Source organism: Streptomyces poriferorum, from assembly GCF_019399235.1.
GTDB lineage: Bacteria > Actinomycetota > Actinomycetes > Streptomycetales > Streptomycetaceae > Streptomyces > Streptomyces poriferorum.
Genome location: NZ_JAELVH010000046.1, coordinates 25547 through 38607 on the forward strand (window position 1 = coordinate 25547; position 13061 = coordinate 38607).

Here is a 13061-nt window from a genome sequence, read left to right on the forward strand (position 1 = left end):
GCCCTGGCTCAGCGCACGAACGGACCAGTCCGTTCCGGACCCTGGCTCAGCGCACCAACGGGCCCGTCCGTACCGGGCCCTGACTCAGTGCACGTCCGCCCCGGACTTGCACTGAGTGGATGCCGCCGCCCGGGCCACCACCCTCGACGGGGTCCGGTCGCGGTCCAGTACGCCCGCCGTGACCGCCACCGCGAGGCCTGCCACGGCCAGCACCGCGCCGACCAGGGCCGGGGAGGTCCAGCCCCAGCCCGCCGCGATGGCCACGCCGCCCAGCCACGCGCCGCCCGCGTTGGCCAGGTTGAAGGCGGAGTGGTTGGAGGCGGATGCCAGGGTCGGAGCGTCCTTGGCCTTGTTCATGACGAGCATCTGCAACGGCGTGGTCGTCATGAAGCCGACCCCGCCCAGCAGCACGACCATCACCAGCGCGGCCCACTGCACATGGGCGGCGAACGGGAAGACGACCAGGACGACGGCGAGCGCGCCCAGCGAGCCGTACAGCGTCGGGCGCAGCGCCCGGTCCGTGAGCGGGCCCGCGGCGAGTGCGCCCAGGGTCATGCCGATGCCGAAGAGCGCCAGCACCAGGGTCACGGAGGACTCGCCGAAGCCCATCGCCTCGGTAGTCATCGCCGAGAGGTAGGAGTACACGGCGAAGACCCCGGCGAAGCCGAAGACGGCCGTCAGGAGTCCGAGCAGGACCTGGCGGTTGCCCAGGGCACGCAGCTCGTGGCGAACGCCTCGGTCGGCCTCGACGGGAATCTGCGGGACGAGGCGGGCGAGCGCGGCCATCGCGCCCAGCCCGATCACCGAGACCACCAGGAACGTGGCCCGCCAGCCGAGGTGCTGGCCGAGCAGGGTGGCCGCGGGGACTCCGACGATGTTGGCGACGGTCAGGCCGAGGAACATGGTCGCCACGGCCCGTGCCTGGCGCCCGTCGGGGACCAGCCGGGCGGCGACGACCGCCCCGACGCCGAAGAAGGCTCCGTGCGGCAGCCCCGCCAGCACCCGTCCCGCGACCAGCCAGCCGAAGTCCGGAGCCAGCGCGGAGGCGAGGTTGCCGACGGTGAAGAGCGCCATCAGCAGGAGGAGCATCCGTTTGCGCGGGACGCGCGAGCCGACGGCGGTGAGCAGCGGGGCGCCGAGCACCACGCCGATCGCGTACGCCGACACGAGGTAGCCCGCGGTGGGGACGGAGGTGCCCAGATCGTCCGCGACGTTGGGCAGCAGGCCCATCATCACGAACTCCGTAGTACCGATGCCGAAGGCGCTCACCGCGAGTGCGAGCAGAGCCAGAGGCATGAAGAGAGACCTTTCCGAAGTGGGCCCCGTGCGTTCCGGCCGGGCCAGGTGGGCCTCGGGGAGCGGGAGGGGGCAGGAGGGAACGCGGCCGTACGTGCGCCGGCGCGGGCCGGCCGGGGCCGGATCGCACGGTGACGGACCGGCTTCCTCGCCGGCGGCCTTGTTCCCGATCGGAACAAAGTCTCTCAGACGTTTGGTGCGCGGAGGTAAACGGACCGTTGCGTCACAGTTTGACGCGGGCGGCGATCGGAAGATGGTCGCTGTCCGTGGCCGGCAGCGTCCACGACGACAGCGGCTCGACGCCCTTCACCATGATCTGGTCGATCCGGGCCATCGGGAAGGAAGCGGGCCAGCTGAATCCGAACCCGTCACCGGCCGCGCCCTGGGTGGAGCGCATCTGCGAGGTGACCGCGTTGAGCGAGCGGTCGTTCATGGTCCCGTTGAGGTCGCCGAGCAGCGCGACCCGTTCCAGTGGTTCGTGGGAGATGGCCTTGCCGAGTGCGTCCGCGCTCTGGTCCCGCTGGCTGGCGGTGAATCCGGCGTGCAGCTTGACCCGTACCGAGGGCAGGTGCGCGACGTAGAAGGCGATCGGACCCTCGGGCGTGGTGACGGTGGTGCGCATGGCGCGCACCCAGCCCATCTTGATGTCCACCGGTCGGGTGTCGCTCAGGGGGTACTTGCTCCACAGGCCGACGGTCCCCTGCACCGAGTGGTACGGGAAGCGGTCGGCGAGCGCCGACTCGTAGGCCGTGACCTTGCCGCTGGGGAGTTCCTGGAGGGCGACCACGTCGGCGCCCGAGCCGGCGACCTGCTGGGCGGTACCGGCGGGGTCGGGGTTGTCCGCGTTGACGTTGTGGGTGGCGACGGTGAGGTCACCGCCGGTGCCCGACTTGTCGGTGAGCAGCCCGCCGAAGACGTTGAACCAGACCAGTACCGGCAGCAGCAGGGCGATCAGCGCGGTCGCCGAGCGGCGCACCAGGCCCAGGATCAGCAGCAGCGGGACGAAGACGGCGCACCACGGCAGGAACGTCTCGGTGAGGCTGCCCAGGTTGCCGATGGTGTTCGGGATCTGCGCGTGGAGGAGCATCACGAGGGCCAGCAGGACCGAGCAGCCGGCCAGGACGATCCCGCGCCGCCAGATGCCGGGGTCCCGCGTCAGTCTGTCGCGCAGGTCCCGGAAGCGGGATCCGGTGCGCTGCGGTCCTGCGCCGCCGTTCCCGGTGTCCGCCCTGTACGCCTGCACCATTGCGCTGTCCTCACTGCCTTGCCGTACACATCGCCGCGCCCACGACCCTAGGGGATGCGCGATGCCTTTCCGGCCGTCGGCGACGACCGTACTGCCACGAGGACGCCCCGGGCGGTGCGAAGGGTTCCGGCCACAGGGGGTCTGTGGTGGCTTGTGACAGAACGCTCACACTCACCTCGGCCCGGGCGAGTCAGCGGGCCGGTCTCAGCGGTGACCTGCGTCTTCACCTCGGCCGGAGGCCGCGGGCCGCGGTGCGAGGCCCTCGATCAGCAGGCGGATGATGCGGTCGGCGAGGTCCTCGGGCAGCGGCGCGTCGGGCCGGTGAATGGTGCGTACCAGCATGGGGCCGAGGAACAGATCGTCCATCAGCTCCACGTCCGTGTCGCCCCGCAGCTCACCCGCCTCGACGGCCCTGCCGACGGCGGCGACCATCGCGGCCCGGCGGGGCGCGATCACCGTGCGGTGGTACTCCGCCCACAGCATGGGGTGGCTCTTCATCTGCGCGAAGACGTTGTGCAGCAGCACCGAGGAACGCTGGGCGAGTCCGCGGGTACGCATGGACTCCAGCAGGACGCGCAGGTCACCGAGGCCCCCGGCACCGGAGACGTCGGGTTCCGGCGGCTCGATCTCGCGCAGGACGTCGACGAAGAGCTCCTCCTTGCCGGCCCAGCGCCGGTAGATGGTGGCCTTGCCGACCCCGGCGGTGCGGGCGATCCGCTCGATGGACAGGCCGGCCAAGGGCTCGCCGGCCTCCAGGAGCCCGACGACGGCGTCCAGGATGGCCCGCTCGGCGGCGGCGCTGCGCGGGCGGCCGCGGCGGGGCTCCTGTTCGTCGACGGGGCGGGGCTTGCGGTCCGGGCCGTCGTGGGTCCGCGCGTCCTGGTCCCGGCCGCCGTCGTGGGCCGGCCGGTCCTCGTCCCCGGGGACCCGGCCGTCCCGGTCCGATGCTTGCGCCTGCACGTGGAACCACCTTTCGCCACCGCCGATTCTCGCCGACGCGGGAAGCGGCCGGGCACCTCGGCGCCCGGCCGCGACCACCGGATCCCACCACGCACCGGCCAGGACCGCCGGATCTCACCTACGCACCCGGCCGCGACCGCCGGGCCTCACCGTCCAGCCCGGGCCGCGACCGCCGGATCTCACCCTCAGGCCCCCACGGGGGCCGTCCGCTCGTCCTGCGCGGCCTCCTGCCGGGCGGGCGGCCTGCCCGGCAGGAAGACGGCGACCACGATCGCGCCGATCAGGGCGACGCACGCCGAGCCGACGGCCGTGACGTGCATGGCGCCCATGAACGCGTCCTGCGCGGCAGCCACCAGCGGGGTGCCCGCGGGCCCCATCTTCTCGGCGACACCGAGCGTCGCCTCGATGGACTCCCCGGCCACGTCCCTGGCCGCGGCCGGGACCGCGTCGAGGTGCCCCTCGATGTCGCCGCGGTAGACGGCGGAGAGCACCGATCCGAGCACGGCGATCCCGAGGGCGCCGCCGACCTGCCGGAACGTGTTGTTCACGGCCGAGCCCGATCCGGCCTTCTCCCGGGGCAGCGCCTGCATCACGGCGACGGTGACCGGCGGCATCACGTGTGCCATGCCCGTGCCCTGGACGAAGAAGACCACGCACATCACCCAGACGGGGGTCGTGGCGTCGAACAGGGCGAACGCCGCGAGGCCGCCGGCGACCAGCAGCATGCCCACCGTGCACACGGCGCGGGCGCCGAACCGGTCGACCACGAACCGGGCCCGCGGGGCGAAGACCATCTGCGCGACGGCCAGCGGCAGGATCAGCAGGCCGGACTGCAGGGCGCTCCAGCCCCGCACACTCTGCATGTAGAAGGCGGAGAAGAACGTCACGCCCATCAGCGCGAAGAAGACCAGCGCGATGGCTGCGACGGCTGCGGAGAACGCGGGCTTCCTGAAGTACGAGATGTCGATGGCCGGGCTGCTGCTGCGCTTCTCGTGGAGGACGAACACGACCAGCACGGCCAGTCCCCCCACGACCGGCAGGAGCACGGAGATGTCGGTGAAGTCGGCGAGCTCGCCGCCGCGGATGATCCCGTACACCAGCAGCACCAGGCCGATGATGGAGAGCACCACACCGACGGGGTCGAGACGGCCCGGCTTCGGGTCCCTGGAGTCCGGTACGAGCACGGCCATGGCGACCAGCGCGACGACCACGACGGGCACGTTGACGAGGAAGATCGAACCCCACCAGAAGTGTTCGAGGAGCAGGCCGCCGGTGATCGGGCCGATCGCGATGCCGAGGCCCACGCTGCCGGCCCAGATGCCGATGGCCTTGGGCTGCTCTTCGCGCTCGAAGACGTTCATCAGGACGGCGAGCGTGGCCGGCATGACGAAGGCGGCGCCGAAGCCCATCACGGCGCGCCAGGTGATGAGCTCGCCGGGCGATCCGGACATGGCGGCGAAGGCCGAACCGAGGCCGAAGAGAACGATGCCGAAGAGCAGGATCTTCTTGCGCCCGAGGCGGTCGCCGAGCAGGCCCGCGGTGAAGAGCAGTCCGGCGAAGACGAGCGTGTAGGAGTTGATGGCCCACTCCAGCTCGCTCTGGGTGGCTCCCAGACCGGTGGGCGAGGGGGAGGCGATCGTCTTGACGGCGACGTTCAGGATCGAGTTGTCCAGCACGACGATGAGCAGGCTGAACATCAGGACGGCGAGGATCGCCCAGCGGCGGCGGTGGACCGCCTCGGGGACCTGGGGCACGGCGACGGGAGCGCCGGACGGTATGGACATGGACAGAACGTACCTCCATTTCGATACGAGACCGTCTCGTATTGGAAAGTCTTTACCGGCTTCGTGACACCGGGTGCCATCCCGTGCGGCGGGCCCACTTCCCGTGAGCGGCTCCGGGATGCCACCATGGAAGCGATCCGGGGACGCCGTCAGGGCGCCTCGAGATGACGAAGGAGCCGTTGGCAATGTCGCTTCAGGCTGCGCACAACCAGTCCCCCACTTCCCCCGCGGGAGCCCCCTCCGACAGCAGCAAGGCGCTGTACGGAGGCAAGAGCAACCGCCGCGTCACCGTCCACGACATCGCCGCCGCCACCGCGCGCGGCGAGAAGTGGCCCATGCTCACCGCCTACGACGCGATGACCGCGTCCGTCTTCGACGAGGCCGGCATCCCGGTCATGCTCGTCGGCGACTCCATGGGCAACTGTCACCTCGGCTACGAGACCACCGTGCCCGTCACGATGGACGAGATCGCCATCCTGTCCGCCGCCGTCGTCCGGGGCACCAAGCGCGCCCTGGTCGTCGCCGACCTGCCTTTCGGGGCCTACCAGGAGAGCCCGGTCCAGGCCCTGCGCAACGCCACCCGGCTGATCAAGGAGTCCGGGGTCGGCGCGGTCAAGCTGGAGGGCGGCGAGCGCAGCCATGAGCAGATCAAGCTCCTGGTCGACGCCGGCATCCCGGTGATGGCCCACATCGGCCTGACCCCGCAGTCCGTCAACGCGATGGGCTACCGGGTGCAGGGCCGCGGCGAGGAGGCCGCCCAGCAGATGCTGCGCGACGCGAAGGCCGTGCAGGACGCGGGCGCGTTCGCCGTCGTCCTGGAGCTCGTCCCGGCCGAACTGGCCGCCGAGGTGACCCGCACCCTGCACATCCCGACCGTGGGCATCGGCGCCGGTCCGGACACCGACGCGCAGGTGCTGGTCTACACCGACATGGTCGGCCTGACCGGCGGCAAGGTACCGCGCTTCACCAAGCAGTACGCCGACCTGCGCCAGATCCTCGGCGACGCCGCGAAGGCGTACGCGGACGAGGTCGTCGGCGGCACCTTCCCGGCGCCGGAGCACACCTTCCACTAGGCAGTACGCCGGCACAGCACCGGCAACCGACCGACCACTGCCGCACCACCGACAGCCCGCCGACTTCCCCCATCGGCGGGCTGTCGCCCTGCTGTCGGCGGACTGTCGGTGCGTTGTCGGTGGCGGCTGGTCTGATAGTCGGCATGACGCGAATCGACAAGAACCCCGGGAACGGCAAGAACGCCGTCGAGGTACGGGGGCTGGTCAAGCACTACGGCTCGACCAAGGCACTGGACGGCGTGGACCTCGACGTGCGCGAGGGCACCGTCCTCGGCGTGCTCGGCCCCAACGGCGCCGGCAAGACGACCCTCGTACGGGTCCTGTCCACCCTGATCCAGCCCGACGCCGGACACGCGGTCGTGGCCGGCTACGACGTGGTGAAGCAGCCCCGCGCGCTCCGCCGCACCATCGGCCTGACCGGGCAGTACGCCTCGGTCGACGAGAAGCTCTCCGGCTGGGAGAACCTCTACATGATCGGGCGGCTGCTCGACCTGCCGCGCAAGAAGGCCCGCTCGCGCGCCGACGAACTGCTGGAGCGCTTCTCGCTCACGGACGCGGCGAAGAAGGCCGCGATGGAGTACTCCGGCGGTATGCGCCGCCGGCTGGACCTCGCCGCCTCCATGATCGGCAGCCCGGCCGTCCTCTACCTGGACGAGCCGACGACGGGGCTCGACCCCCGCACCCGTAACGAGGTCTGGGACGAGGTGCAGCGGATGGTCGCGGAGGGGGCGACCGTGCTGCTCACCACCCAGTACATGGAAGAGGCCGAACAACTCGCCAACGAGCTCACCGTCATCGACAAGGGCCGGATCATCGCCCGCGGCGGTGTCGACGAGCTGAAGGCCAAGGTCGGCGGCCGCACCCTGCAGATCCGCCCCTCGGACCCGGCCCAGCTGGCCGCGATGGCGCAGGCCATCAGGGAGGCCGGTCTCGACGGTGTGGCGGGCGCCCAGGCGGTCCCGGACGAGGGACTGCTGTACGTACCCATCCTCAGCGACGAGCAGCTCACCGCCGTCATCGGCCTGCTCGGCACCCGGGGCTTCTCGCTGGCGCACGTGGCCACCGCGCTGCCCAGCCTGGACGAGGTGTTCCTCGCCATCACCGGCGACAAGGCCACCGTCACCGACACGACTCCCCAGGAGGTCGCGGCATGAGCACGACGACTCTGACGCCCACCCCCACCGACGCGGCCCCGGCCGCCCCGGCCGCGAAGCTCCACGACGAGGGCCGGATCGGGCTGCGGAACAACCTGCGCCACATCGGTGCGCTGGTGCGGCGCAATCTGCTCCAGATCAAGAAGGATCCGGAGTCGATGTTCGACGCGCTCCTGATGCCGGTGATCTTCGTCCTGCTGTTCGTGTACGTCTTCGGCGGTTCCGTCGGCGGCAGCATGGGCGGCGGCCGGCAGGAGTACCTGAACTACCTGATCCCCGGCCTGATGGCGATGATGGGCATGAACATCGCCATGGCCGTCGGTTCCGGTGTCAACGACGACTTCCGCAAGGGGGTCATGGACCGGTTCCGCACGATGCCGATCGCCCGTTCCTCGGTGCTCATCGCCAAGATCGTGGTCGAGCTCGCCCGGATGATGGTCGCCACGCTGATCCTGCTGGGCATGGGCTTCGCGCTCGGCATGGAGCTCCACGGGTCGGTGCTCGGGCTGATCGGGGCGATCGGGCTGGCGGCCGCGTTCGGCGCCGCCATCATGTGGATCTTCATCCTGCTCGGACTGAGCATGAAGACGGCCCAGGCCGTCCAGGGAATGGGGATGATCGTGATGATGCCGCTCCAGTTCGGCTCGTCCATCTTCGCCCCGCCCACGACGATGCCGGGCTGGCTCCAGACGTTCACCGACTACAACCCGCTGTCCAACCTGGCCGACGCCGCACGCGCCCTGATGATGGGCACCCCGGTCGGCAACTCGGTCTGGCTGACGCTCGGCTGGACCGTGGTCATCACCGCGGCCATGGCACCGCTCGCGGTGTCCAAGTTCCGCAAGAAGTCCTGACCTCCTGACGGAAGGGGTTCGGACCTCTCAGTCCCGGTACGCGTCCACGAGGGCGGTGGCCTCCTCCAGGGAGAGGCCGCCGCCCTCGGCGTACGCGGCCTCGTAGGCGTCCCCGAGCGCGGCACGGACCAGCTCCTCGGCACGGTCGAAGTTGTCCCGCTCCATCGACGTCAGGAAGTGCCCCTCCGGCAGCAGGGCCCGGCCGGCGGCCAGCAGCCGGGCGCCGAGCTGCGCGCCGCTCTCCGTGCCGAGCCCGCCCAGCGCCCAGGCCAGGGTGACCAGATGGATCACGGCCATCTGCGGCGCCACCATCTGCGTCAGCGGATCGCCCAGGCGCAGCAGGGCCTGCCGGCCGCGGTCCAGGGCGTCCGCGTAGTTCTCGTCCTGGTTGTCCAGCCAGGCCAGCCCGCCAAGGACGAAGCCCTCGAAGATCGCCATGGTCTGTGACTTGAACTCTTCGAGCAGTTCGAAGAACTGTTCACGCGCCTCCGCGGTCCGGCCGCAGCGGCCCAGCCACAGGGCCAGGTAGAGCCGGGCCGCCGGCCGCGCCTCGTGCCCCGCGTGCTGCTCGTCCACGATCACCTGGCGCAGGATCACCTCGCCCTCCGCTCCGCGGCCGAGTTCGGTGAGAGCGGAGGCGTACCGGGTGCGGAGCACCGATACCTGGGCCAGGGCGCCGAGCTTCTCCGCGTAGCCGATCGCGGCCTGGTAGTCCTCGGCCGCCTGGCGGTAGCCGCCCGTCTTCTCGTTCGCCTCACCACGTGAGGACAGTGCCTCGGCCATGCCCCAGTCGTCACCGAGACGATGGAAGATCTCCAGGCTCTCGGCGGCGTCGACATGGGCGGCACCCGCCCAGTCGGGGCGGTTGGCCAGCACGTTGGCGCGCATCTGGAGCGCCGCGGCGAGCTCCCACTCGAAGGCGAACTCCCGTGCGGCGCGCACCGTTTCGTCCAGCAGGTGCCGCAGGTCCGAGACGCCCCCGGTCAGCATGACGGCGAAGAACCAGAGCGATGCGGGGCTCCGGCAGGTCTGCGGCTGGCCTGCCCGGTAGACGGAGGCGATGCCCCGCAGCCGCGTCATGCTGGCCTCGTTCGTCCACTCGTCCATCGCGTGGTCCATGCTGACCAGCTGGATCAGCCCCACCTGGCGCCGCGCCTCCTGAAGCAGTTCGGGCCCCATGGGCGGGGGCGCGTCGGTGCAGCGTTCGTGGATCGAGGGCGCCGGCTCCACGGGCGGGGCGAAGGGGTCGGGGCCGAGAGCCGCCGCGGCATCGGCCCAGTGCAGGGCGTCGCCGCGCAGATTGCGGATCTGCCAGTACCAGGAGAGCGAGATCACCAGGCACAGGGACTCCTGCTCGTCGCGCGCGGCGACGGCGTGCCGCAGCGCGGTGCGCAGGTTCTCGTACTCGCGCTGGAAGAGCTCGATCGCGGCGCGCTGTCCGGCACCGCGGAGCAGGGGGTCGGTGGTACGGGCCAGCTCCCGGAAGTACACGAGGTGCTGGCGTTCGACGGCGTCCCGCTCCCCCGTCTCGTCGAGCCGCTGCGCCGCGTACTCGCCGACGGTCTCCAGGAGGCGATAGCGCATCCCGCCGTCAGCCCCGGGTGCGGCCACGACCAGGGACTTGTCGACGAGGGAGCCGAGCAGCCCGGCGACCTCCCGCGCCTGCCGCGGCCCGTCCGCACAGACCGCCTCGGCCGCTTCGAGGGTGCAGCCGCCGGCGAACACGGACAGCCGGCGCAGGGTGGTGCGTTCGTCCTCGGCGAGGAGGTCCCAGGACCAGTCGACGACGGCTCGCAGGGTCTGCTGGCGCGGGAGCACGGTGCGGCTGCCGCTCGTCAGCAGCCGGAACCGGTCGTCGAGCCGGTCGGCGATCTGCTGCGGGGTGAGCATGCGCAGCCGGGCGGCGGCGAGTTCGATGGCGAGCGGCAGGCCGTCCAGGCGGCGGCAGATCTCGGCGGTGGCCGCCGCGGTCGCCCCGTCGGCGTCGACCCGGAAGCCGGGCAGTGCGGCGGCGCCGCGCTCGGCCAGCAGGCGCAGGGCCGTCGGGTCGGGCAGCGGCTCCACGGGCCGGACGAACTCGCCGGGTACACCGAGGGGTTCGCGGCTGGTGGCGAGGACGGTGAGCTGCGGGCAGCGGGCCAGCAGATGGTCGGCGAGGGCCGCGGCGGCCTCGATCACATGCTCGCAGTTGTCCAGGAGCAGCAGCATGCGGCGCCGGGAGCAGTGCTCGGTCAGCCGGGAAAGCGGCTCGTCCGCGCCCCGTTCGGCGGCCCGGAGCTCCTCGGCACCCGCGCCGCGCAGCACGGTCTCGCGGGCGCCGAGTGCGCCGAGGACCGCTTCCGGTACCGCTTCGGGGTCGTCGACGGGCGCGAGTTCGGCCAGCCAGACGCCGTCCGGCCACGACGCGGGGTCGAAGGATTCCGCCGTCTCCTGGGAGAGCCGGGTCTTGCCTGCGCCGCCGGGTCCGAGGAGGGTGACCAGCCGGGCCCGGGAGAGGTCGTCGCGCAGGGCGTCGATGTCGCGCTCGCGTCCGACGAAGCTGGTGAGCCGGGCCCTGAGGTTGCCCTGCCGGACGGCCGGTGCGGCGGGCCGGGGAGCCGGCCGCCGGGCGGGGCGGGCCGGTTCCTGACGGAGCAGTTCGGCGTGCAGCGCGCTCAGGCCGGGGCCCGGGTCCGTGCCGAGCCGGTCGGCGAGCACGGTGCGGACCTCGTCGTACGCGGCCAGCGCCTGGGCCGTGCGCCCTGCGTCGCGCAGCGCCCGCAGCCGCAGCACCTGGAGCGGTTCGTCGAGGGGGTGCTCCTCGCAGAGCGCGGCCAGCTCCGGCAGCACCTCGCCGGCCCGGCCGAGCGCGAGCGCCGCGGTGAGCCGGGTCCGGCGGGCGTCGAGGCGGCGGGCGGTCCAGCGGGCCGCGACGGCGTGCCGGTCGGGAAGGTCGGCGAGCACCGGCCCCCGCCAGAGGCCGAGGGCGTCGTCGAGGGCGCTCAGGGCCTTCGCCGGATCGCCGGCGTCCAGGGCCCGCGCGCCCTCCCCCGCGAGGCGTTCGAAGCGGTGGAGGTCGACGCTGTCCGGTTCGGCGGCCAGCCGGTAGCCGTTGTCCGCGGACACGACCTCCGCATGGCCGAGCGCCCGTCTGAGCCGGCCCACGAGTGCCTGCAGGGCGCCGGACGCGTCGCCGGGAGGGTCGCCGTCCCAGACCTCGTCGACGAGCACCGCGAACGGCACCGTCCGGCCGGTGCGCAGCGCGAGCACCGCGAGCAGGGCGCGCAGCCGCATACCGCCGAGGGGCAGCGCGGCACCGCGCTCGTCTCGCGCCTCCGTGACGCCCAGGATCAGATACCGCACTCCGCCATTGTGTCCCGGCGACCCGGGCAACGGGCCATGGGCGGCCTCACCGGATCACACGCAGCGGGCCCGGGCCACCGGCTACCCCGCAGCGACCACCGAGCCGGAGCCACCCCACCAGCGAACCCGCGCCGCCGCGCCGCCCAGGCGCCACCGAGCCGCCCAGGCGCCACCGAGCCGACACCACCGGCTACCCCCGCAGCGACCACCGAGCCGGAGCCACCCCACCAGCGAACCCGCGCCGCCGCGCTGCCCAGGCGCCACCCAGCCGACACCACCGGCTACCCCTGCAGCGACCGCCGGGCCGGAGCCACCCCACCGGCGACCGCGCGCTGCCGTGGTGCCGCCGTCCCCGTCCAGCAGGTGCCGCGCCGCGAGATGAGGCGGCGCAGCCACAGTTCCGTGGAGGCGAGGTCGGCCAGGCCGTCCAGGGGCAGGGGCTCCCCCTCGGAGGCCGCGCGCAGGGCCTTGCGGACGACGCGGGCCTCGACCAGGCCCGCGTCGGCGAGCAGCGGGGCGTCGAACAGGGCGATCAGTTCGGGCAGCGAGGCGCGCAGGCCGGTCCGGGTGACGGCGGTCGAGGTGGCCTGGGACGGGGTGCCCCAGCCGGGCGGCAGCTCGTGGATGCCCGCGCCCGCCAGGACCCGCCGCAGGATCGCCGCGCGGGCGCCCGGCTGGACCCGGAGCGATTCGGGGAGCGCGCGGGCGGCGCGTACGACCTGGTTGTCCAGGAAGGGGGCGTGCAGCCGCTGGCTGCGGACCTCGGCGGCCTGTTCCAGGATGCGGTGACCGGCGGCGTGCCGGGCGAGCGCGGCTCTGGCTCGTGCCTCGCCCGGGCGCTGGACGGAGGTGGGGCGGATCGCCGCTTCCTGGAGGCGGACCGACACTTCGGCCAGTGCCTCTCCGGTGAGCCACCGGGCGGCGGGGCCCGGGCGGGACCAGGTCAGTGCGTCGAGCGAGGCGTCGGCGGGTGTGTCCAGGTCGGGGGTGAGGCGGTTGGCGTCGGGCAGGCGGCCGGCCGCGGCTTCGAGTCCGGTGCGGTAGGACGTGCGGGCCAGCCGGCGCGCCGCCCGGTAGACGGTCAGCGGCACGAACAGGGAGTGCGCGGACGGGCCTTCGGCCTTGGCGAGCGCGGCGACGGGGCGCACCAGATGGCGCCGTCTGCGATCGATCAGCAGGTCGGCGAGGCGGGCCGGATGGGCGTCGAGCACCTGCCGGGCGCCGTCGCCCACGAAGTGGTCCGCGCTGCCCGCGGAGAGGCGGCGGCGGTTGCGTTCGACGAGGACGAGGGAGGGGGCGGGTTCGTCGGTGAGCGGGCCGCTCTCCAGGTCCAGGTCGGCGTAGGGCAGCGC

The 13061-nt window shown here is 72.7% G+C and carries 9 protein-coding genes; 3 read left to right on the forward strand and 6 right to left on the reverse strand.

Features of this window, described 5'->3' with window-relative positions:
• Positions 1-84: 84 nt before the first annotated feature.
• The 4 genes from JGS39_RS11185 to JGS39_RS11200 all read right to left on the reverse strand — a co-directional run bounded on the left by JGS39_RS11185 (position 85) and on the right by JGS39_RS11200 (position 5286).
• Complete coding sequence (locus tag JGS39_RS11185; protein WP_219568683.1) at positions 85-1296, reverse strand: MFS transporter; 1212 nt, start codon at positions 1294-1296, stop codon at positions 85-87.
• A gap of 223 nt (positions 1297-1519) precedes the next feature.
• The gene (locus JGS39_RS11190) at positions 1520-2542 is read right to left on the reverse strand and encodes an endonuclease/exonuclease/phosphatase family protein (protein WP_219568684.1); all 1023 of its coding nucleotides are present in this window, start codon (positions 2540-2542) and stop codon (positions 1520-1522) included.
• A gap of 204 nt (positions 2543-2746) precedes the next feature.
• On the reverse strand, positions 2747-3502 hold the full coding sequence (locus JGS39_RS41415; RefSeq protein WP_219568685.1) for a TetR/AcrR family transcriptional regulator: 756 nt from the start codon (positions 3500-3502) through the stop codon (positions 2747-2749).
• Between the two features lie 185 nt (positions 3503-3687).
• Positions 3688-5286 (reverse strand): MFS transporter, encoded by a 1599-nt coding sequence (locus tag JGS39_RS11200; RefSeq protein WP_219568686.1) that lies wholly within the window; start codon positions 5284-5286, stop codon positions 3688-3690.
• Positions 5287-5471: 185 nt separating this feature from the next.
• Between JGS39_RS11200 and panB the strand changes: the two genes are divergently transcribed.
• The 3 genes from panB (at position 5472) to JGS39_RS11215 (ending at position 8367) form a co-directional block, all read left to right on the forward strand.
• Positions 5472-6359: a 3-methyl-2-oxobutanoate hydroxymethyltransferase gene (gene panB / locus JGS39_RS11205; protein ID WP_219568687.1), complete on the forward strand. Its 888-nt coding sequence runs from the start codon at positions 5472-5474 to the stop codon at positions 6357-6359.
• A gap of 143 nt (positions 6360-6502) precedes the next feature.
• Positions 6503-7513 carry an ATP-binding cassette domain-containing protein gene (locus JGS39_RS11210; protein ID WP_219568688.1) on the forward strand — a complete coding sequence of 337 codons (1011 nt, stop codon included), beginning with the start codon at positions 6503-6505 and terminating at the stop codon, positions 7511-7513.
• Entirely contained in the window at positions 7510-8367 is an 858-nt protein-coding gene (locus JGS39_RS11215; protein WP_219568689.1) for an ABC transporter permease, read from the forward strand. Before JGS39_RS11210 ends, JGS39_RS11215 begins: the two co-directional genes overlap by 4 nt.
• Positions 8368-8394: 27 nt before the next feature.
• Here JGS39_RS11215 and JGS39_RS11220 read toward each other — a convergent pair whose 3' ends face one another.
• Together JGS39_RS11220 and JGS39_RS11225 are read right to left on the reverse strand one after the other, a co-directional pair.
• A complete protein-coding gene (locus JGS39_RS11220) occupies positions 8395-11709 on the reverse strand; it encodes an ATP-binding protein (RefSeq protein ID WP_219568690.1) in 3315 nt (1104 codons plus the stop codon).
• 281 nt (positions 11710-11990) lie between these two features.
• A partial coding sequence (locus tag JGS39_RS11225) for an asparagine synthase-related protein (RefSeq protein WP_236065716.1) occupies positions 11991-13061 on the reverse strand: 1071 nt, incomplete at its 5' end.

Bases quoted from the DNA above. Each gene is read 5' to 3' on its own strand.
- JGS39_RS11190 (WP_219568684.1), bottom strand. From the start codon at position 2,542: ATGGTGCAGGCGTACAGGGCGGACACCGGGAACGGCGGCGCAGGACCG.
- panB (WP_219568687.1), top strand. From the start codon at position 5,472: ATGTCGCTTCAGGCTGCGCACAACCAGTCCCCCACTTCCCCCGCGGGA.
- JGS39_RS11200 (WP_219568686.1), bottom strand. From the start codon at position 5,286: ATGTCCATACCGTCCGGCGCTCCCGTCGCCGTGCCCCAGGTCCCCGAG.
- JGS39_RS11185 (WP_219568683.1), bottom strand. From the start codon at position 1,296: ATGCCTCTGGCTCTGCTCGCACTCGCGGTGAGCGCCTTCGGCATCGGT.
- JGS39_RS11210 (WP_219568688.1), top strand. From the start codon at position 6,503: ATGACGCGAATCGACAAGAACCCCGGGAACGGCAAGAACGCCGTCGAG.
- JGS39_RS11215 (WP_219568689.1), top strand. From the start codon at position 7,510: ATGAGCACGACGACTCTGACGCCCACCCCCACCGACGCGGCCCCGGCC.